A 20,699-nucleotide genomic window follows, 5' to 3' on the forward strand; every position below is an offset into this window, starting at 1 on the left:
TTATAAGAGGGGAGACAATCGTGGCATTGAATAACTATAGCGAAAATCAACACGGCCGCATCCGCATGAAACCACTGGCGGCGCTGGTCGGCGCGGCGGTGCTGGGCATGGCGAACGGCGCCATCGCCCAGGAAGGGCCGAACGACGGCACCCGGCTCGAGACCGTGGTCGTCACCGCCAACAAGCGTGTGGAAAAACTGGAGTCGGTGCCGATGGCCATCTCGGTGCTGACCGAGGCGGAGATCGCCCGCACCAACATTCGCGAAATCGAGGACGTGGTGGCACTGACGCCTTCGCTGACGATGGCCTCGGGCACGACGGCGGCCAACAACGCCATCTTTATGCGCGGCATCGGCACCGTCTCGGTGGGCATCGGCGTCGAATCGGACGTTTCGGTCATCATCGACGACATTCCGATCGCCACGCAATTCCAGGCCTTCCGCGACTTGGCGGACGTGGCCCGCATCGAAGTGCTGAAGGGACCGCAAAGCACGCTGTTCGGCAAATCCGCCGTCGCCGGCGCGATCAACATCGTCACCAAGCCCATCAGTGGACCGATGGTCTATCGTGGCAGCTCCCTGTACACCAATGACGGCGAATGGCGCCTGGGTCTGTCGGCCGGCGGCATGGTCTCGGATACCTTTGGCGTGCGCGTGGCCGCCAACCGCAGCCGCATGCCGGGCAATTTCACCAACCTGACGACCGGCGACGATGTCAACGGCTCGGGCGGCACGACCCTGATGGCCAAGTTCAGTTGGCGTCCGACCAGTTCGCTCGACGTCGACCTGATGCCGAGCTATAACAAGCAGCAGAACACGCGCGGCGTCACCGCCGTCAACGGCTTTTACCGGACAACGGGCACGGCCGGCAACCAGGTGCGCACGCCGGCCGACATATCGACCGCCTACTTGAACGGCAATCCGTTGCTGCCCGCCACGACCACGATGGCCGGCATCGATCCGACCGACCGCAATAACCGCAACGTGCGGCGCGACTTCCCGACCGGCATCGCGTCCAAGACCAACGGTCTGGGCCTGAAGCTGGCCTACACGCTGCCCAACGACGCCCAATTGATGTCGATCTCCTCGTACAGCAAGTACAAGGCCAACGACTCGCGCGACCAGGACTTCGTCGACGTGCCGACCCTGGCGCGCCCAGGCGTCCCCGGCCTTACTGTAGGCAACAACCAGTTCGGCACCTACGACATCCGTTCCAAAACGCAGGAACTGCGCCTGGTGTCGCCCGACAGTGGCACGGTGCGCTACGTGGCCGGCTTGTGGTGGGCGCGCAACGAGATCGACCGCCATTTCATCCGGGGCTTCTGCGTGGCGCCGAGCAACTGCGCGGCCAACTCACCGTCAAGCCCGACCAATTACTATACCGATATTTACAACGTCAACAAGGCCGCGTTCGGCCAGGCGACATGGGAATTTGTGCCGACCTGGACGCTGGTCGCGGGCGCACGGCGCAACATGGAGGAATCGGGCTTCCACTACAGCCGAAGCTTCTACACGGACCAGCTGGACCGCTCGACCTTCGTTCCCGGCCCGGTTGGCGTGGACCAGTTCGCCAGCACCGGCAACAAGGATTACGCGACCACGGGCAAGCTCAGTATCCAGAAGCAGATCACGCCCGACCTCATGGCCTATGTGATGACGGCCACCGGCCACAAGGGCCGCGCCTACGATGTCACCAGCGGCCTGACGGCGTCGGCCGCGTTCCCGGTCGCTCCGGAAAAGAGCCGCACCATCGAGCTCGGAGCGAAGGCCAACCTGTTCGACAATCGCATGTCGGTCGCGGCCACCGTGTTCAGGACCCGGTTCCGCGGCTACCAGCAGAATGTGTCGTTCGTGCTGCCTGACGACCCGACCATCTACACGCAGCTCAATTCGATTCCGCTGATCCAGACCCGTGGCATTGAACTCGACACCCATATGCTGGTACGTCCAGGCTTTACCGTGAACGCCTCGCTGGCCTACACCCGTCCGACCATCGAGGACTGGAAGAACGGCCCCTGCTACAACGATGCGACCAACGTCGCCGTCACCCCGGGCGGACCGGGAGCGAACGGATCTATCCCCGGCCGCAACAGCGCCTGCTTCCCGATCAAGCCCGGCTCGACCACCGGCATCCAGGATCTGAGCGGCGGTGTGTTCCCGGGTACTTCCAAGCTAAAGGTCAATATCGGCGCCAACGCGGACTTCAAGCTTCCGGGCATGACGTGGGGCGGTTTCGTCGACGGTAATGTGCGATACCAGAGCGAGTACAGTAACAACATCAACAATGATCCGCGCGCGATCAACGCCGGCTACACCATTGCCGATCTCGGTTTTGGCGTACGGGCGCCGAGCGATCGGTACAAACTCAGCTTCCGTATCAATAATTTGTTCGATCGCTTCTACATTCCGAACGCTAACGCCAGCGGGCCGACTTACCGCGCCGGGCCGACGGCCACGTCGCCCTTGATCACGGTCGACAGCTGGGTGCCGCCGCGCGATGTGTTCCGCTACTTCAGCGTCAAACTTGACGTGAAGTTCTGAACCGCCGGAACGCGGCGCCGCGCGCGATGGGGCGGGACGCCTGGGAAACGCCGACGGGATGGCGAGCCAGTCCTACTGCGCAGGCTTCGTAACCCGGCATTGTCATTCGCCGCCTCGCCCCGTCATCGGGGCTAATGGCTTACTTGGCGGCGTCGGTGGTCATCTTAAATGATGATATCGCTCTTAGGCGCCGCCGCCTTCGCTTCCAGTTCCGCCAGACGCGTTTCGAGCGTCTCCAGTTTCGCGCGGGTTTTCGCTAAAACTTGCGTTTGAACATCAAATTCCTCGCGCGTCACCAGGTCCAGTTTGGAGAAGCCCTGCGTCATCATGGACTTGACGTTCTTCTCAATGTCCTTTGCTGGTGAGTTTTGAACGGCTTGGCTGATCTTGTTTTGCAAGTCGTTAAAAAAAGTGTTCATATCCATAATATTCCTTGATCTGGTGGGGTTGTGTATGCACTATAAAAGTGCATTCATGCGTCATCGTGGTGCAAAACCAAAGACTGTCGCGTTCGACGCTTTCAAATTATCACTTTCGTCAGAGTACGTCCGTTGTCGCGGATGCTACGGCAGCTATCCAGCGAGCAACATTAGCTGGCACGCATTCTGCTAAAGAAGTCAATGAATGCCGCTCACTGCTTTGCCTCATAAGGATTTTACCCGTAACCGTACTCTCTATCTGTGACTAAGTTCGATAACTACAAGGACAAAATTATGAAAAGCACGAACCTGACTCTGATCGCAGCATTGACCTTCGCATTCGCCACCATGAGCGCCTCGGCGCAGGCCCAGGACGCGCAACCCGCGCCTGCGGCTCCGGCCGCTGCCGAACCGGCACCGGACAACCAAATCAGCTACAACGTTGGTGTGGTCAGCGACTACCGTTATCGCGGCATCTCGCAAACCCGTCTCAATCCGGCGCTGCAAGGCGGCGTGGATTACGTCAACAATCCGACCGGCCTGTATGTCGGCACCTGGGCGTCCACCATCAAGTGGGTCAAGGACGGTGGCGGCGACGCCGATGTGGAAATCGATGTCTACGGCGGCAAGCGCGGCGAGATCGCCCCTAGCGTCACCTACGACGTCGGCGGCCTGTATTACTACTATCCGTCGAACAAACTGGCCACCAGCGCCAACACCTTCGAACTGTACGCCCAAATCGGCGTCGGCCCGTTCTCCGTCAAGTACTCCCGCTCGACCACCAATCTGTTCGGCACCGCCGACAGCAAGGACAGTGGCTACGTCGATGCCCAGCTCAACTCCGAAATCTATGACGGCTACATCCTGAACCTGCACCTGGGCCGCCAGACCGTCAAGAACAACTCCGCCTTCAGCTACAACGACTACAAAATCGGCGTCACCAAAGATTTCGGCGTCGTAACGGTGGCCGTGGCCGCGATCTCCACCGATACGGACGCCTATGTCGGTCGCGGCAAGAACCTCGGCAAAACCGGCGCCGTGCTTACCATTTCCAAAACCTTCTAAGCGAGGCTTAGCATGAAAATGATTACCGCCATTATCAAGCCGTTCAAGCTCGACGAGGTCCGCGAGGCCCTGTCGGCGATCAACGTGCAAGGTATCACCGTGACCGAAGTCAAAGGCTTCGGTCGTCAGAAAGGCCACACCGAGCTGTATCGCGGCGCCGAGTATGTGGTTGATTTCCTGCCGAAAACCAAGATCGAGGCGGCGGTGGACGATGCGATCGTCGAACAGGCGATCGAAGCGATCGAAGGCGCTGCCCGCACCGGCAAAATCGGTGACGGCAAGATCTTTGTATACAACCTGGAACAGGTGATCCGTATTCGTACCGGTGAAACCGGCCACGAAGCTCTTTAAGGGGAAGATTGATGAAGAAAACTATAACAACATTGCTCGCTGGGGTATCCATCCTGTTTGCACTCGCCGCGCCGGTCCATGCCCAGGAGGCCAAACCGGCTGACGCGCCGGCCGCCGCTGCCACCGCGCCCGCCGCCGCCGCACCGGAAGCGCCTGCAGCCGCGCCCGCCGCGCCTGCCGCAGCCGCGCCAGCCGCCGCCGAGGCCGCACCGGCACCGGCCCCCGCGCCACAGAAGGGCGACACCGCCTGGATGATGGTCGCCACCTTGCTGGTGATCCTGATGACGATTCCCGGCCTGGCGCTGTTTTACGGCGGCCTGGTCCGTTCCAAAAACATGCTGTCGATCCTGATGCAGGTGTTCATGGTCTTCGCGCTGATCGTGGTGCTGTGGTGCGTGTACGGCTATTCGCTGGCATTCACCGAAGGCAACGCCTTCTACGGCAAATTCGACCGTGCCTTCCTGAACGGCATCTGGGATCCGGCCAAGGGCGCGTTCTCGTACGCGGCCACCTTCAGCAAGGGTGTGGTCATTCCTGAATTTATCTACGTCGCCTTCCAGGCCACGTTCGCCGCCATCACTTGCGGCCTGATCGTCGGCGCCTTCGCCGAACGCGCCAAGTTCACCGCCGTGCTCGCTTTCGTCGTGCTGTGGTTCACCTTCGCCTACCTGCCGATCGCCCACATGGTCTGGTTCTGGACCGGTCCGGACGCGATCAAGGACGCGGCCACCGCCGCCACCGAGGGCGCCAAAGCCGGCTTCCTGTTCCAAAAAGGCGCGCTGGACTTCGCCGGCGGCACCGTGGTGCACATCAACGCCGCTGTTGCCGGCCTGGTCGGTGCCTACATGATCGGCAAACGCGTCGGCTACGGCCGCGAATCGATGGCTCCGCATTCGGTCACCATGACCATGATCGGCGCCTCGCTGCTGTGGGTCGGCTGGTTCGGTTTCAACGCCGGTTCGGCGCTGGAAGCCGCTGACATCGCCGCACTGGCCTTCGTCAACACCCTGCTGGCAACCGCCGCCGCCACCGTGGCCTGGGTGTTCGCCGAATGGATCTTCAAGGGCAAGCCATCGATGCTCGGTGGCGCCTCGGGTGCGGTGGCCGGTCTGGTCGCCATCACCCCGGCCTGCGGTTTCGTCGGCCCGATGGGCGCGCTGATCATCGGCCTGGCCGCCGGCGTGATCTGCCTGTGGGGTGTGAACGGTCTGAAACGCCTGCTGGGCGCCGACGACTCCCTGGACGTGTTCGGCGTCCACGGCGTCGGCGGTATCCTCGGCGCGCTGCTGACCGGTGTGTTCGCCGCGCCATCGCTGGGCGGCCAGGGCATCTTCGACTACGTTGCCAACAAGGCATCGGCCGACTACTCGATCGTCGGCCAGGTCACCACCCAGGCGACCGCCATCGGCGTCACCATCGTGTGGTCGGCGGTGGTTTCGTTCATCGCCTACAAGCTGGTCGACGTGGTCATCGGTCTGCGCGTTCCTGAAGAGGAAGAGCGCGAAGGCCTGGACATCACCACCCACGGCGAGTCCGCTTACCACGCTTAATCGTTGCTGTTATAACAACCCGCTGCGGCGGGTACCCACAAAAGCGCCCCAACCGGGGCGCTTTTTTTATTTCCACGGCATTTCCACCTTTAAAATAGGGTTTTCGCCCCGATTTGGGCTATCTGCAAGGTAATATTTGAGGTTCTGCTGCCTGGAGGGCCGTCCTCCCGCACATTTAAGGAAGTAATCATGGTTCCCCATCTCGTCACGGCTCTGACCGGTCCGCTGCTCGATCTTGAAGAAAAAATCCTGGCCGCCACGCCGGCCATTGAGCGCTGGTTCCGTCTGGAATGGCAGGAGCACACGCCGCCATTTTATTGCTCGGTCGATATGCGCAACGCCGGCTACAAGCTGGCGCCGGTCGATACCAACCTGTTCCCGGGCGGTTTCAACCACCTGGCCACGGAAATGCTGCCGCTGTCGGTGCAGGCCGCGATGGCCGCGATCGACAAGTATTGTCCCGACGCGCGCAATCTGCTGCTGATCCCGGAAATCCACCAGCGCCACCCGACCTACTGGCAAAACGTCGCGCGGCTGATGCAGATCTTCCGCCAGACCGGCCTGCATGTGCGCCTCGGTTCGCTATCGCCGGAAGTGACGCAGCCGACGCCGATCGCTCTGCCGGACGGCAATATGCTGGTGGTCGAACCGCTGGTGCGTTCGGCCAACGGCCGCCGCGTCGGACTCAAGGACTTCGATCCGTGCACGATCTTGCTGAACAACGACCTGTCGGCCGGCATACCCGAGATTTTGCAGAACATCCATGAGCAGAGCCTGCTGCCGCCGCTGCACGCCGGCTGGGCCGTGCGCCGCAAGAGCAACCACCTGAACGCCTACGACGAGGTGGTCAAGAAGTTCGGCAAGCTGATCGGTGTCGATCCGTGGATGCTCAACCCGTTCCACGCCAAGTGCGACGCCGTCAACTTCCGCACCGGCGACGGCTACGACTGCCTGGCCGCCAACGTCGACGCGCTGCTGGCCAAGATCAAGAAGAAGTACAAGGAATACGGCATGAAGGACCAGAAGCCGTTCGTGATCGTCAAGCCGGACGCCGGGACCTACGGCACCAGCATCCTGACGATCAAGGATTCCAGTGAAATCAAGGACTTGAGCCAGGCCCAGCGCGACAAGATGATCGTCATCAAGGATGGCAAGGAAGTGACCGACTTCATCATCCAGGAAGGCGTGCCGACCTTCGAGAGCATCAAGGACGACGTGGCCGAGCCGGTGGTGTATATGATCGACCGCTACGTGGTCGGCGGCTTCTACCGCGTGCACGCGGAAAAAGGCGTCGACCAGAACCTCAACGCGCCCGGTTCGCAGTACGTGCCGCTGGCGTTCGCGCAGCAGCACGCGGTGCCCGATCTGAAGGCGAAACCGGGCACGGCGGCGCCGAACCGCTTCTACGTCTACGGTGTGGTGGCGCGGCTGGCGCTGCTGGCGGCGTCGCTGGAAATGGAGCGCACCGATCCGAATCCGGAAGTCTATTAAGCCGGTCTTGGCGGCTTGGCAAGGGCCATCGGGCTAGCGGCCTCGTCCGCTGCCCGGTGCGGGCGGCGAATCTCGGCTAAAATCAGGCATTACCCAGACTGGATGCGCCCATGAAAATAGCTTTCCTCGCCGATCCCTTGGCCAGTTTTAAGACCTACAAGGATTCGACCTACGCCATGATGGTGGAGGCCGCCAAGCGCGGCCACACCGTCTACGCCTTCGAGCAAAAAGACATGGCCGTCAACGGCGGCGTGGCGTATGCCAACGTTGCCGAAATCACCATCCTGGACGACCTGACCGACTGGTTCCGCGCGGCCCCGGCCGTGGAAACCAATCTCGGCGAGTTCGACGCCATCATCCAGCGCAAAGATCCGCCGTTCGACATGGAGTACATCTACGGCACCTACATGCTGGAGCTGGCCGAGAAGCAGGGCGCCAACGTCTTCAACAAGCCCTCGGCCATCCGCGACCACAACGAAAAACTGGCGATCGCCCAGTTCAGCGAGTTCACCTCGCCGACCCTGGTGACGGCCGACGAGGCGCGCATCCGCGCCTTCCAGGCCGAGCATGGCGACGTCATCCTCAAGCCGCTCGACGGCATGGGCGGCACCGGCATCTTCCGCGTCAAGCCGGACGCGATGAACCTGGGCGCCATCATCGAGACGCTGACCGACAACGGCAAGCGCACCATCATGGCCCAGCGCTTCATCCCGGACATCGCCAAGGGCGACAAGCGCATCCTGGTCATCGGCGGCAAGCCGGTGCCGTTTTCGCTGGCGCGCATCCCGCAAAACGGCGAAGTGCGGGGCAACCTGGCGGCCGGCGGCCTTGGGGTCGCGCAAGCTTTGACCGAAAGGGACTTCGAAATCGCCAACACCCTGGGTCCGATACTGGCCGCGCGCGGCTTGTTGCTGGTAGGATTGGACGTGATCGGGGATTGCCTGACGGAAGTCAATGTTACCAGTCCGACCTGTTTCCAGGAAATCACCCAGCAGGCCGGTTTCCCGGTGGCGGCGATGTTCATGGACGCGGTCGAAGGGGCGGTGGCAGCCGCGCGATGATGGATATTCAAAATAATTTTGCCGGACGGCCTCAAAAACCTCCGCGCTCACTGGCGGTTTAAGAATATGGTTGGCATACTGCTTATGACGCACGCACCACTGGGGCAGGCTTTCATCGCCGCCTGTGCGCATGTGTTCCGTGGTCCGACCGAGCGGCTCGAGGCGATCGATGTGATCGCCGACCAGGACCTCGGCGAAGTGCAGTCGCTGGCGGCGGACGCGATCAAGCGCCTCGACGACGGCGACGGCGTTTTGATCATGACCGATGTCAAGGGCGGGACCCCCGCCAATTGCTGCGACCGTTTGGCGGACGCGGGCAGGGTGGAGGTCATCGCCGGCATCAGTTTGCCGATGCTGCTGCGGGCCATCACCTACCGGCGCGACACGCTCGACGTGGTCGTCGAGATGGCCCTGGCCGGCGCGCAAAGCGGAGCGGTGCGCGTCGACAACCGGATTCGCGTCGTGTAGCGACGACGCGGGAATTTTTTGTGCGGCTTATTTGCGCGGCGTGTATCGAGTAGCTCACGCCGCGCCGATTTCTCATTGAGACAAAAGAAAAATGATTCAACAAGAACTTGAGATTATCAACAAGCTTGGACTGCATGCCCGGGCTTCCGCCAAATTTACCCAACTGGCAGCAAAGTTTCAAAGCGACGTATGGCTGACCCGCAACGCGCGCCGCATCAACGCCAAGTCCATCATGGGCGTGATGATGCTGGCCGCAGGCAAGGGCGCCAAGGTCACCCTGGAGGCCGACGGCCCCGATGAAAGCGAATGCATCGCCGCCTTGTCGGCACTGGTCAACGACAAGTTCGGCGAAGGCGAGTAATGCCCTCGGATCGCAGCCGTTCCCGCATTTTCACTGGTCCACCCATGGCTTCCTTCACACTGCACGGCATTCCTGTTTCCCGCGGCATCGCCATCGGCCGCGCGCACAAGCTGGCGCCGGCGGCGCTCGACGTCAAGCATTACCTGGTGGCCGAGGAGCATCTGGAAGCGGAAGTGCTGCGCCTGCAGCAGGCGCTGGCCCAGGTGCACAAGGAACTGCAAACGCTGTGGAACGAGTTGCCCAAGGACGCCCCGACCGAATTGGGCGCCTTCATCGACGTCCACGCGCTGATCCTGTCGGACCCGATGATCTCCGAGGCGCCGCTCGACATCATCCGCGCGCGCCACTACAACGCCGAATGGGCGCTGCTGACGCAGATCGACGAGCTGTCGGCGCAGTTCGACGAGATCGAGGACCCGTACCTGCGCGAGCGCAAGGCCGACATCCAGCAGGTGGCCGAGCGCGTGCTCAAGGTGTTGATGGGCACCGCGCAGATCCTGCCGCCGACCACCGCCAGCGGCGACGAGTTCCAGGCGCAGATGATCATCGTCGCCCACGACATCTCGCCGGCCGACATGCTGCAGTTCCGCGACCGCTCCTTCATCGGCTTCGTCACCGACGTCGGCGGCCAGAACTCGCACACGGCCATCGTCGCGCGCAGCCTGGACATCCCGGCGGCCGTCGGCATGTCCGGCGCCTCCACGCTGATCGAGCAGGACGACTGGCTGATCATCGACGGCGACGCCGGCGTGGTCATCGCCAACCCCAGCGCGCTGGTGCTGGAGCAGTACCGCGAGCGCCAGGGCGCCGCGCTGCGCGCCCGCAAGAAGCTCAATAAACTCAAGAAGACGCCGGCCATCACCAAGGACGGCACCGAGATCACCCTGCTGGCCAACATCGAGCTGCCCGACGACTGCCCGGCGGCGATGGAGGCGGGCGCCAACGGCGTCGGCCTGTTCCGCTCCGAGTTCCTGTTCATGGGCCGCAACAGCAAGATCCCGTCCGAGGACGAGCAGTTCGAGCAGTACAAAAAGGCCGTGGTGGCGATGAAGGGCCGGCCGGTGACGATCCGCACGCTCGACATCGGCGCCGACAAGCCGCTCGACCAGACCGAGCACACGGCGCTGAATCCGGCGCTGGGCCTGCGGGCGATCCGCTACTGCCTGGCCGAGCCGCAGATTTTCCTGACCCAGCTGCGCGCCATCCTGCGCGCGTCCGCCTTCGGCAAGGTGAAGATCCTGATCCCGATGCTGGCGCACGCGTTCGAGATCGACCAGTCGCTGGCGATGATCGCCCAGGCCAAGGCCGAGCTGCGCGAGGCGAAGATCAAATTCGACGACGCGGTGCCGGTGGGCGCGATGATCGAGATCCCGGCGGCGGCGCTGTCGCTGCCGATGTTCGTCAAGCGCATGAACTTTCTGTCGATCGGCACCAACGACCTGATTCAGTACACGTTGGCGATCGACCGGGTTGATTATGAGGTCGCGCACCTTTACAATCCGCTGCATCCGGCTGTGCTGCAATTGATCTCGATGACGATTGCGGCCGGGCATAAAGCCGGGATCGACGTCGCCGTGTGCGGCGAAATGGCGGGCGACGTCAAGCTGACACGCCTGCTGCTGGGCATGGGACTGCGCGAATTCTCGATGCACCCGGCGCAGCTGCTGTCGGTCAAGCAGGAAATCCTGAACAGCGACCTTGCGCGTATCATGCCGCAAACGCGCAAGATCATGCGCTCGATGGAACCCAACGTAATTGCAGACGCGGTCGAACAGTTACAGTTGATGTAGTAAGTGGCGGAACCCATCCTCGCGGTTCCGCCTTGATAGATGGCCCGTGGGGCCGCCCCCAATAAAAACTAAACCACACATGTCATCCCTGGGATACGTCAAACCGCAAACCATGCATTTCGCGCAGCCGCTGCCGCTGCAAAGCGGCGCCGCGCTGCAAGACTACATGCTGATGTACGAAACCTACGGCACCCTCAACGCCGACAAATCGAACGCGGTGCTGGTGTGCCACGCGCTCAACGCCTCGCACCACGTCGCCGGCGAATACGAGGGCGTGCCGAAAAGCCTGGGCTGGTGGGACAACATGGTCGGTCCAGGCAAATCGCTCGACACCGACAAGTTCTTCGTCATCGGCATCAACAACCTCGGTTCGTGCTTCGGCTCGACGGGGCCGATGCACAACAATCCCGCCACCGGCAAGCCTTACGGCGCCGCCTTCCCGGTCGTCACGGTGGAGGACTGGGTGGCCGCGCAGGCGCGCCTGGCCGACGCGCTGGGCATCACGCAATTCGCCGCCGTCATGGGCGGCTCGCTGGGCGGCATGCAGGCGCTGGCCTGGTCCATCATGTATCCGGAGCGGCTGCGCCACTGCGTGGTGATCGCCTCGACGGCCAAGCTGTCGGCGCAGAACATCGCCTTCAACGACGTCGCCCGCCAGGCCATCCTGTCCGACCCGGACTACCGGGGCGGCGATTTCTACGAATACGGCGTGGTGCCGAAGAACGGCCTGCGCGTGGCGCGCATGGTCGGCCACATCACCTACCTGTCCGACGACGACATGGCCGAGAAGTTCGGCCGCAGGCTGCGCGCGGCGGTGGACGACATCGCCGGCGTCCCGGGCGACAATCCGGCCAACTACAAATTCGGCTTCGGTGTCGACTTCGAGATCGAATCGTACCTGCGCTACCAGGGAGACAAGTTCAGCGAATACTTCGACGCCAACACCTATCTGCTGATCACCAAGGCGCTCGACTACTTCGACCCGGCGCGCCACCATGGCGGCGACCTGGCCAAGACGCTGGCCGGCACCCGCGCCAAGTTCTTCGTGGCTTCGTTCACCACCGACTGGCGCTTCTCGCCCGAGCGCAGCCAGGAGATCGTGCAGGCGCTGGTGAGCAACCGTCGCCGCGTGACCTACGCGGAAATCGACGCGCCGCACGGCCACGACGCCTTCCTGCTGGAGGACCCGCGCTACCTGAAACTGGTGCGCGCCTACTACGACCAGGTGTGGAACGATATTAAGGCGAATTCGGGAGAACAGGTATGAACTTTACCCAACTGAGCACGGCCCGGCCGGACCTGGCCTTCATCGCCCACTGGGTGCCGAACAACGCGCACGTGCTGGATGTCGGCTGCGGCGATGGCGTGATGATGGACTACCTGCAAAGCGACAAGCAGTGCAGCGGCTACGGCATCGAGATCGCCGACGACAAGGTCCTCGACAGCACCAAGCGCGGCGTGCAGGTGATCCAGCAAGACATGGAGAACGGCCTGTCGTTGTTCGGCGATAACTCCTTCGACACGGTGCTGTGCCTGTCGTCCTTGCAGATGATGAAGCATGTCGAGGCGCTGCTGCGCGATATCGTCCGCGTCGGCAAGGAGGCCATCGTCTCGTTCCCCAACTTCGCCTACTGGCCGCACCGCGTGTCGCTGCTCAAGGGCCGCATGCCGGTGTCCGAATCGCTGCCATACGAATGGTACGACACGCCCAACCTGCGCTGCGCCACCATCAACGACTTCCGCGACCTGGCCGTCGAATGCGGGCTGGAAGTGATCGAATACGTGGCGTTGGCGGAGGGCCGGCGCGTGTCGTTCCTGCCCAACCTGCGCGGTGATCTGGCGGTGTTCCGCCTGCGGAAGAAGGTCACCACGAAAGTCGGCGCGAAGGCGTCGCACTGATGGCCGCCCAGGAACAGAAGCGACATTGGCTGTCGTATCTGAACGGACGCACCGTATCCATTCTGTTCCTGGGCTTCAGCTCCGGGCTGCCGCTGTACACGCTGATCTACCTGATGCAGGCGTGGCTGGCCAAGTCCGGGCTGGATGTGAAGGCCCTTGGCCTGTTCGCGCTGGTGACGTTCCCGTACACCTTCAAATTCCTGTGGGCGCCGTTCATGGACCGCTACACCATCGGCCCGCTGGGCCGGCGGCGCGGCTGGATGGCGGTCACGCAGATCGGCCTGTTCCTGGTCATCGGCGGACTGGGCATGCTCGATCCCAAGCTGGAGCTCACCCTGATCGCCGTCTTCGTCGGCGTCATCGCCTTCCTGTCGGCCAGCCAGGACGTGGTGGTCGATGCCTACCGCCGCGAAATCCTGGCCGAGGACGAGCAGGGCCTGGGCGCGGCCATCATCGTCAACGCCTACAAGGCGGCCAGCCTGATCCCCAGCGCGCTGGGGCTGGTGCTGGCCGACACGATGTCGTGGCAGGCGGTGTTCTGGATCGTCGCCGCCTTCATGCTGCCCGGCTTCATCTGCACCCTGCTGGCGAAGGAACCGGCCGTCTACGGCGCGCCGCCCAAGAACCTGCAGGAGGCGGTGGTGCTGCCGTTCCGCGAATTTATCCTGCGCGACGGCTTGAAACAGGCGGTCATCATCATTATGTTCGTCCTGCTGTACAAGATCGGCGACAGCATGGCGACCGCGTTGTCGACCAAGTTCTTCCTCGATGTCGGCTTCACCACCAAGCAGATCGGGCTGGCGGCCAACGCCACCGGCTGGTGGGCCAGCCTGGCCGGCGGCGCCGTCGGCGGCATCTGGATGATCAAACTGGGCATCAACCGCGCGCTCTGGGTGTTCGGGGTGCTGCAGGCGATCGCCATTCTCGGCTTCGCCTGGCTGGCCAAGGTGGGACCGGACCCGGTGCTGTTGAGCGCCGTGTTCGGGTTCGAGGCGTTCGCCAGCCTGGGGCTGGGATCGGCGGCGTTGGTGGCATTTATGTCAAGGGCCACCGATCCCCGTTATACTGCGACCCAGTACGCGTTGTTTTCCAGTCTGGCTGCGGTCCCGCGCACATTCATTAATTCCTCCGTGGGTTATATTGTTGCCGAAACGGGTTGGTTCTGGTTCTTTATCGTGTGTTTCATCCTCGCCTTCCCGGCGATGATGATGTTGCCGAAAATCGCTCCTTGGAATAGTGCAAATGAAAAAGCTTAAATTGAAGGGCGCCGCGCTGGCGCTGGTGTGCGTGATGGGCGCCTTGCCGGTCCACGCGCAGAACGACGGGATTCCGGTCGAAAAGCTGTCGCGCATGCGCGGGCTGGGCGGCGATTCCGCGCAATTCGATCAACAGTCCAAGTTGCAGTACGATCAGATGCTGAAGCAGGCGCACGACAAGGATGCCGTCGCCAGCGACAACAATCCGCAATTGATACGCCTGCGCGCCATCGCCAAGCGGCTGATTCCGTTCACCACGCGCTGGAATCCGGACGCGGCGCAATGGAAGTGGGAAGTCAATCTGCTCAAGTCCGATACCGTCAACGCCTTCTGCATGCCGGGCGGACGCATCGCTTTCTATAACGGCATCCTGACCAAGCTGAATCTGACCGACGACGAGGTGGCGGCGGTGATGGGCCACGAGATCGCCCACGCGCTGCGCGAACACGCGCGCGAGCAGGCCGGCAAGAACACTGTCACGCAGGTCGGTTCGCGCATACTCGGCGCCATCGGCTCGGCCTATTTCGGTGTCGATCCGCGTCTGGGCGACGCCGCCGCCGGCATGGTCGCGCAGGGCGCCGCGTTGACCTACTCGCGCGGGGACGAGAGCGAGGCCGATCTGGTTGGCATCGACCTGGCGGCGCGCGCCGGCTACGATCCGCGCGCCGGCGTCGCGTTGTGGCAGAAGATGGGCGCGATCAACAAGAGCCAGCCGATCAGTTTCCTGTCGACCCACCCGACCGGCAAGGACCGCATCGCCAACATGAACAAGAACATGCCGCTGGTGCTGCCGGTGTACGCCCGCGCCAAGGGGCTGGACCCGAACAACCTGCCCAAGTACCACTCGCTGGCGCTGCCGAAGTCCTGATGTCGCGGCCACCGTTGCCGATGCGCGACGGGGTCGCGCCCAGCTATCTGTGGCTGCCGGAAGGGCAGTGGCCGGATCTGATCACCTTTCTGGTGGCGCGCTTTCCCGACGTCGAGGTATCGACCTGGTACGAGAGGATGGCGCGCAACGAGGTCGTCGACGGCGACGGCAAGCCGCTGGCGCCGCACAGCCCCTTCAAGCGCGGCATGCGCATGTTCTACTACCGCGAGCTGGAGGCGGAGACGCCGATACCGTTCACCGAAGAGATCCTGCACATGGACGAGCACCTGGTGGTGGTCGACAAGCCGCACTTCCTGCCGATGACGCCGGGCGGGCGCTTCCTGCACGAGACCTTGCTGGTGCGCCTGAAGAAAACCTTGGGCGAGGAGGCGCTGACGCCGATCCATCGGCTCGACCGCGAGACTGCCGGCGTGGTGATCTTCTCGCGCAAGCAGGAAAGCCGCGGCGCGTATCAGTCGATGTTCCAGAAGCGGGTGATCGAGAAGGAATACGAGGCGCTGGCGCCGACGTTGAAGGGTGTCGAGTACCCATTCACGTACCGCAGCCGGATGGTGGACGGCGACAAATTCTTCATCATGAAGGAGGAGGCGGGCGAGCCCAATTCCGAGACCATCATCGAGGTCATCGAGCACCGCGCCGATTGCACCTTGTACCGGCTGTTTCCGCACACGGGGCGCAAGCACCAGTTGCGGCTGCATCTGTCGTCGCTGGGCATCCCGATCATCAACGACGCGTTCTATCCGGTGGCGCTGCCGTGCAAGGCGGACGACGTGTCGCAGCCATTGAAACTGCTGGCAAGGCGCATCTCTTTCCTGGATCCGCTCACCCGCGACTGGCGCGAGTTCAGCAGCCGACGCAGCCTGTGATTACGTAGGGCGGATTAGCGCAGCGTAATCGGCCATGCATGCGTCCCGACGGCGCATGCATGGCCGATTACGGCGTTCCGCCTAATCCGCCCTACGTGTTTCCGAGGTGTTTCCGAGGTCGCTGTATTCAGTCGTGCGCGTACTCGATGATCAACGGCGCATGGTCCGAGAACTTCTCTTCCTTGTAGATCGCCACCGTGGTGGCCTTGGCGGCGATGCCCGGGGTCGCGACATGGTAGTCGATGCGCCAGCCGACGTTTTTCGCGTACGCCTGGCCACGGTTGCTCCACCACGTGTACTGCTCCTCGCGCGGGTCGAGGCCGCGGTGCACGTCGACAAAGCCCACCTCGTCGAACACGCGCGTCATCCATTCGCGCTCCTCCGGCAGGAAGCCCGAATTCTTCTTGTTGCCCTTCCAGTTCTTCAAGTCGATCTCTTTATGGGCGATGTTCCAGTCGCCGCAGATGACCACTTCGCGGCCTTCGGCGTGCAGCTGTTGCAGATGCGGAAGGAACAGCGCCATGAAGCGGAACTTGGCTTCCTGGCGCTCGGGGCCCGACGATCCCGACGGGCAATACACCGAAATCACGCTAAGATTGCCGAAATCGCAACGCACGTAGCGGCCCTCGGCGTCGAACTCCGGCGCGCCGAAACCGATGACGACCCGGTCCGGTTCGATCTTGCTGTAGACGCCGGTGCCGGAATAGCCTTTTTTCTCGGCATAATGGAAGTGGCCGTGGTAGCCGCCCGGGTTCAGGAACTCGGGCGTCATGTCCGGCGCCTGGGCCTTGAGTTCTTGTACGCAGATGAAGTCGGCGTCCTGCGTGGCCATCCACTTGAAAAAGCCTTTGGAGGATGCCGAACGGATGCCGTTCAGGTTGGCGGAGATGATTTTTGGCATGGAAGAAGTGCTTAAATAAGTGCTTATAAATGAGTCGGAATTTCAGAATGCGTTAGTGTAGCGTTAAAATACGGCCACTTTAAAGAAATGAGGCAGCATGAACAATTTACGTCAGCAATTTATCGAGTTTTCGGTCGACACCGGTGTGCTGCGCTTCGGCGAGTTCACGACCAAGGCCGGGCGCCAGTCGCCGTACTTCTTCAACGCCGGCCTGTTCCACGACGGCGCGACCCTGGCCCAGCTGGCCCAGTTCTACGCGCAAACCCTGCTCGATTCCGGCGTCGAGTTCGACATGCTGTTCGGCCCGGCCTACAAGGGCATCACCCTGGCGTCGGCGACGGCGGTGGCGCTGGCCGGCAAGGGCCGCAACACGTCGTTCGCCTTCAACCGCAAGGAGGCCAAGGCCCATGGCGAGGGCGGCAGCCTGGTCGGCGCCAAGCTGCAAGGCAAGGTCGTCATCATCGACGACGTGATCTCGGCCGGCACCTCGGTGCGCGAATCGGTGGACATGATACGCGCCGCCGGCGCCGAGCCGTGCGCCGTGCTGATCGCGCTGGACCGCATGGAGCGCTCCGCCAACGCCGACGGCGTGATGTCGCCGAATTCGGCGGTGCAGGAAGTGTCCAAACTCTACAATATCCCGGTCATTTCGATCGGCAACCTGGACGATTTGTTCGCGTACCTGAACGGCAAGGGCGCCGATCCGCAGTTGCTGCAGCATAAAGACGCCGTGGCGGCGTATCGCGAACGCTACGGGATTGCCTGATCTATCGACTGGTCTGGCACTTATGCCTTGTCGAATCGGCCATATTGCTAGACTTTGATATTTCTATGGTGTAACCTTTTGAGACGGCATACAGGCCGTCGACAAACAAGGCAGATCCATGAACATCGCAACAATGAAGGTGCACGGCGACGACGACGCGCTGGCGGACGTCCGCGACGGCTTGCCCACCGAACCCGATAGCGACTGGCAAAAGGGCGACGTCAAGCCCGACGGCCGGGTGCGCATCGATTCCGGCTTCTATGTCGGCATCGGCACGGACGAGGACCCGGACGAGCTGCTCAAGCAGATCCGCCACTATCTGGCCGAATGCCAGGCGCGCGGCATCCACTTCGAACGCTCGGATGTCGCCGCCGAACTGCGCATCTCGTTCACCACCGAGCGTGGCGCGGCGACGCCCAGCCTGGACTTCACCTTGGCCGATTTGACCTTGCTGGTCGAAATGGGCATCACGCTCAGCATCACCGCCTGATGCGCTTCGCCGAAACGCGGCTTGCCGGTTTTCGTTGCGGGCAGGTCGAGCGGCGCATCCACATCTGGGAGCCGGCGGCGCCGACGCCGCCCCGTGCCGTGCTGCTCGCCATCCACGGCGGCATGGCGCACGGCGGCGACTACGTCACCCCGGCGCTCTATTTCCGCCAATACGGCGTCGCCACCGTCGCCTACGACCTATGCGGGCATCAGGACGCGCGCCGGGTCGACATCCCCGGCTTCCACGTGTTCCTCGACGACAGCGTGTTGTTCCTGCAATGGGTCAAGCGCGAGTATCCCGGCGTGCCGGTTTTCGTGATGGGCCACTCGATGGGCGCGCTGATCGCCACCCATCTGGGGCTGGGCCGCTTCGCCGGCGACGCCGCCATCAAAGGCTTCATTTTGTCGTCGCCGTACTATGTCAACGCGATCAAGGTGTCGCCGGTGCTGCTGGCGCTGGCCGGCGTGCTGGGCGCGCTGGCGCCGCGCATGAAGGTGCCGCTGGCGCCGCTGACCGATGTGCTCACGCACGACGGCGCCATCACCGCGCGCCATCACGCCGACGAGCGCGACGGCGTGCGCGCCACCGAAATCACGGTCCGCTTCGGCAACGCGCTGACGGCGGCACAGCGGGGGCTGGCGGCGCGGCTGCCGGCGTGGAACCATCGCTTGTTCGCCGTCGTGGCGGGGGACGACAAGCTGGCCGACGCCGACGCGTCCGAGACGATGCTCAAATCGGTGCCGGCGGCGCTGCTGACGTATCGGCGCCATCCGCAAAACTATCACGAGAACTTCAACGAGCTCAATCGCGAAGACATCTTCGCCGACATCCTGGCGTGGATGCGGCTGCCGCCCGCCGGCTGATCGTCATCGCACCGGGGGCGGCGTCGGGCTTACTCCAGCACCCACACGTACTGCATGTGCATTGTCGATTCGAACGGTTTGCCGGCCCGGGTGGCGGCCTTGAACGTGCATTTTTCGATGGCGGTTCGGGCCGCCTCGTCCAGGTCGGTGAAGCTGCTCGATTTGATCACTTCGGAGCGCTTCGCCTTGCCGTCGGTGCCGACAGTGAAGGCCAGCGTCACCGCGCCTTCCTCTTTGCGGGCGACCGCGCCTTCCGGCCACAAGGGCTTGGCGCAGGTTTTAAAATCGACCACCGCAGCGGCCGTGCGTCCGGCGGCCTTGTCGGCGGCGACCGCCTCGGCGTAGATCGTCATGCAGGCCAGCGCCAATCCCAGCATCGGGATCGCCGCCTTCCAGTTCAGGGCCCGCGGTGCGGGGCGCATCAAGCGTTGAATACGTTCCATCAAATTTCCTCCGTTGGCCGCTTGGGCCAGGTGGTGGGTGGAGAACTGGAGTTTTTCCAGTTCTGAAAGTGCAAGGGCCAGGCGCCGCGGTTCGCCCAGTGTCCTTGCCGCTAAATCGTCCGCCATCAGTTCGCGCTCGACGCGGATACGGTTCGATATCCACCAGACAGCGGGGTGGTAGAACAGCACCGTCTCGATCGCGTTTTGCAGCAGGTTGACCAGATAATCGTGATGCTTGATATGGGCCATCTCGTGCGCCAGCAGCGCGGCCAGCAGATCGGGCGGCATGCCCGACACCAGCGACGCCGGCACCAGCACCACCGGCCGCCACCAGCCGGCCGTGACCGGGCTGGCGAGCGTATCGACGATGCGCAGGCGCACCGTGCGGGTGACGTCGAAGCGCCGCGCCAGGCGCGCCAGGCTGGCCTCCCAGCGCAGCCGGTCGGCGCGATGGCAGGGGGCGTCCTCGCCGGCGGCGCGGTTGATCCACAGCAGACCGAGCACCATGCGCAGCGCCAGCGCGACGGCGCACAGCGCCCACAGGCCGACGATGCCGCGCAGCGAATCGCGCAGGTCGAACGGCTCGCCTGCGCCGGTGATGGTTTGCGCGGCCAGTTCGATCATCTTGAAATCGGCGCTGGCGGCGGCGGAGCCGCCGAGGCGCTGGTACAGATCGAACGCGGGCCAGCACAGGCAGGCCATCAGCGCGGAGCAGGCCAGCAGGTAGCGGTATTCGGCGCGCGCGTTGCGCATCAAGGCCAGCGCCAGCGCGGTGGCGCAGCCGATCAGCAAGCCTTGCCACAGGAAGTGCATCAAGGTCAGGCCGAGGGCGAACGTGAAGGCGCTCATTGGTCGTCGTCCTTGAGCATTTGTTCGATCTCCGCGCGCTCCTTTTTGGAGATGCCGCTGCGCAGCGCCGCCAGCACCAGCGCCTTGGCCGAGCCGGCGAAGGCCTTTTGCACCAGGTCTTTGAGCAGATTGGTTTGCAGCGCGTCCTGCGCCTGCGCCGGCGCGTAGACGTGCGAGCGCTGGCTTTCGTCGCGGATCAGGATGCCCTTGGTGTGCATGATCTGCATCAGGCGCAGCACGGTGCCGTAGGCCAGGTCGGGCTTGTCGGCCAGCATGGCCTCGTGCACCTGCTTGGCGGTGGCCGAGCCGAGCGGCCACAAGGTTTGCAGCAGGTCGAGCTCGGCCGCCGTGGGTTTGGGTATGGACATCGTCGCCTCTTGT

21 protein-coding genes are annotated in these 20,699 nt (G+C 63.2%); 17 read left to right on the plus strand and 4 right to left on the minus strand.

Annotation, left to right across the window (positions count from 1 at the left end; all coding sequences use genetic code 11):
* Window positions 1-20 precede the first annotated feature (20 nt).
* Entirely contained in the window at window positions 21-2,540 is a 2,520-nt protein-coding gene (locus MRBLMU1_RS31115) for a TonB-dependent receptor (protein WP_363510185.1), read from the plus strand.
* Between the two features lie 164 nt (window positions 2,541-2,704).
* Here the strand turns inward: MRBLMU1_RS31115 and MRBLMU1_RS31120 are convergent, their stop codons facing one another.
* Window positions 2,705-2,965, minus strand: a complete 261-nt coding sequence (locus tag MRBLMU1_RS31120; RefSeq protein WP_315220310.1) for an accessory factor UbiK family protein — start codon at window positions 2,963-2,965, stop codon at window positions 2,705-2,707.
* A gap of 288 nt (window positions 2,966-3,253) precedes the next feature.
* Here MRBLMU1_RS31120 and MRBLMU1_RS31125 point away from each other — a divergent pair, with 288 nt between their 5' ends.
* The 13 genes from MRBLMU1_RS31125 to MRBLMU1_RS31185 all read left to right on the plus strand — a co-directional run bounded on the left by MRBLMU1_RS31125 (window position 3,254) and on the right by MRBLMU1_RS31185 (window position 16,006).
* The gene (locus MRBLMU1_RS31125; RefSeq protein WP_363510187.1) at window positions 3,254-4,024 is read left to right on the plus strand and encodes a TorF family putative porin; all 771 of its coding nucleotides are present in this window, start codon (window positions 3,254-3,256) and stop codon (window positions 4,022-4,024) included.
* 12 nt (window positions 4,025-4,036) lie between these two features.
* Window positions 4,037-4,375 (plus strand): P-II family nitrogen regulator, encoded by a 339-nt coding sequence (locus MRBLMU1_RS31130; RefSeq protein WP_090317127.1) that lies wholly within the window; start codon window positions 4,037-4,039, stop codon window positions 4,373-4,375.
* An 11-nt stretch (window positions 4,376-4,386) separates the two neighbouring features.
* The gene (locus MRBLMU1_RS31135; RefSeq protein ID WP_363510189.1) at window positions 4,387-5,925 is read left to right on the plus strand and encodes an ammonium transporter; all 1,539 of its coding nucleotides are present in this window, start codon (window positions 4,387-4,389) and stop codon (window positions 5,923-5,925) included.
* A 189-nt stretch (window positions 5,926-6,114) separates the two neighbouring features.
* A complete protein-coding gene (gshA, locus tag MRBLMU1_RS31140; RefSeq protein WP_363510191.1) occupies window positions 6,115-7,416 on the plus strand; it encodes a glutamate--cysteine ligase in 1,302 nt (433 codons plus the stop codon).
* A 110-nt stretch (window positions 7,417-7,526) separates the two neighbouring features.
* Window positions 7,527-8,477, plus strand: coding sequence for a glutathione synthase (gene gshB, locus MRBLMU1_RS31145; protein ID WP_363510193.1), 951 nt, complete (start codon window positions 7,527-7,529; stop codon window positions 8,475-8,477).
* A gap of 66 nt (window positions 8,478-8,543) precedes the next feature.
* Window positions 8,544-8,945: a PTS sugar transporter subunit IIA gene (locus tag MRBLMU1_RS31150; protein WP_363510195.1), complete on the plus strand. Its 402-nt coding sequence runs from the start codon at window positions 8,544-8,546 to the stop codon at window positions 8,943-8,945.
* 91 nt (window positions 8,946-9,036) lie between these two features.
* Window positions 9,037-9,306: an HPr family phosphocarrier protein gene (locus MRBLMU1_RS31155; protein WP_090317115.1), complete on the plus strand. Its 270-nt coding sequence runs from the start codon at window positions 9,037-9,039 to the stop codon at window positions 9,304-9,306.
* 44 nt (window positions 9,307-9,350) lie between these two features.
* Window positions 9,351-11,096: a phosphoenolpyruvate--protein phosphotransferase gene (ptsP, locus tag MRBLMU1_RS31160; protein ID WP_363510197.1), complete on the plus strand. Its 1,746-nt coding sequence runs from the start codon at window positions 9,351-9,353 to the stop codon at window positions 11,094-11,096.
* 79 nt (window positions 11,097-11,175) lie between these two features.
* The gene (gene metX / locus MRBLMU1_RS31165; RefSeq protein WP_363510199.1) at window positions 11,176-12,363 is read left to right on the plus strand and encodes a homoserine O-succinyltransferase MetX; all 1,188 of its coding nucleotides are present in this window, start codon (window positions 11,176-11,178) and stop codon (window positions 12,361-12,363) included.
* Window positions 12,360-12,995: a methionine biosynthesis protein MetW gene (gene metW, locus MRBLMU1_RS31170; protein WP_363510201.1), complete on the plus strand. Its 636-nt coding sequence runs from the start codon at window positions 12,360-12,362 to the stop codon at window positions 12,993-12,995. Before metX ends, metW begins: the two co-directional genes overlap by 4 nt.
* Window positions 12,995-14,251 (plus strand): AmpG family muropeptide MFS transporter, encoded by a 1,257-nt coding sequence (locus MRBLMU1_RS31175; RefSeq protein WP_363510203.1) that lies wholly within the window; start codon window positions 12,995-12,997, stop codon window positions 14,249-14,251. Before metW ends, MRBLMU1_RS31175 begins: the two co-directional genes overlap by 1 nt.
* Entirely contained in the window at window positions 14,238-15,119 is an 882-nt protein-coding gene (locus MRBLMU1_RS31180; RefSeq protein WP_363510204.1) for a M48 family metallopeptidase, read from the plus strand. The genes MRBLMU1_RS31175 and MRBLMU1_RS31180 overlap by 14 nt, the downstream gene beginning before the upstream one ends.
* Entirely contained in the window at window positions 15,119-16,006 is an 888-nt protein-coding gene (locus tag MRBLMU1_RS31185; protein WP_363510206.1) for a pseudouridine synthase, read from the plus strand. Before MRBLMU1_RS31180 ends, MRBLMU1_RS31185 begins: the two co-directional genes overlap by 1 nt.
* Before the next feature lie 127 nt (window positions 16,007-16,133).
* Here the strand turns inward: MRBLMU1_RS31185 and MRBLMU1_RS31190 are convergent, their stop codons facing one another.
* Entirely contained in the window at window positions 16,134-16,907 is a 774-nt protein-coding gene (locus MRBLMU1_RS31190) for an exodeoxyribonuclease III (RefSeq protein WP_363510208.1), read from the minus strand.
* Window positions 16,908-17,004: 97 nt separating this feature from the next.
* Between MRBLMU1_RS31190 and pyrE the strand changes: the two genes are divergently transcribed.
* From pyrE to MRBLMU1_RS31205, 3 genes are all read left to right on the plus strand, one after another.
* Window positions 17,005-17,673, plus strand: a complete 669-nt coding sequence (pyrE, locus tag MRBLMU1_RS31195) for an orotate phosphoribosyltransferase (RefSeq protein ID WP_315222638.1) — start codon at window positions 17,005-17,007, stop codon at window positions 17,671-17,673.
* Window positions 17,674-17,791: 118 nt separating this feature from the next.
* Window positions 17,792-18,163 (plus strand): hypothetical protein, encoded by a 372-nt coding sequence (locus MRBLMU1_RS31200; protein ID WP_363510210.1) that lies wholly within the window; start codon window positions 17,792-17,794, stop codon window positions 18,161-18,163.
* Window positions 18,163-19,026, plus strand: a complete 864-nt coding sequence (locus MRBLMU1_RS31205; protein ID WP_363510212.1) for an alpha/beta fold hydrolase — start codon at window positions 18,163-18,165, stop codon at window positions 19,024-19,026. The genes MRBLMU1_RS31200 and MRBLMU1_RS31205 overlap by 1 nt, the downstream gene beginning before the upstream one ends.
* A gap of 29 nt (window positions 19,027-19,055) precedes the next feature.
* Here MRBLMU1_RS31205 and MRBLMU1_RS31210 read toward each other — a convergent pair whose 3' ends face one another.
* Window positions 19,056-20,318 carry a M56 family metallopeptidase gene (locus MRBLMU1_RS31210; RefSeq protein ID WP_363510213.1) on the minus strand — a complete coding sequence of 421 codons (1,263 nt, stop codon included), beginning with the start codon at window positions 20,316-20,318 and terminating at the stop codon, window positions 19,056-19,058.
* The gene (locus MRBLMU1_RS31215) at window positions 20,315-20,686 is read right to left on the minus strand and encodes a BlaI/MecI/CopY family transcriptional regulator (protein WP_363510215.1); all 372 of its coding nucleotides are present in this window, start codon (window positions 20,684-20,686) and stop codon (window positions 20,315-20,317) included. Before MRBLMU1_RS31215 ends, MRBLMU1_RS31210 begins: the two co-directional genes overlap by 4 nt.
* Window positions 20,687-20,699 lie beyond the last annotated feature (13 nt).

This window comes from Burkholderia sp. LMU1-1-1.1 (genome assembly GCF_040675865.1).
GTDB lineage: Bacteria > Pseudomonadota > Gammaproteobacteria > Burkholderiales > Burkholderiaceae_D > Rugamonas.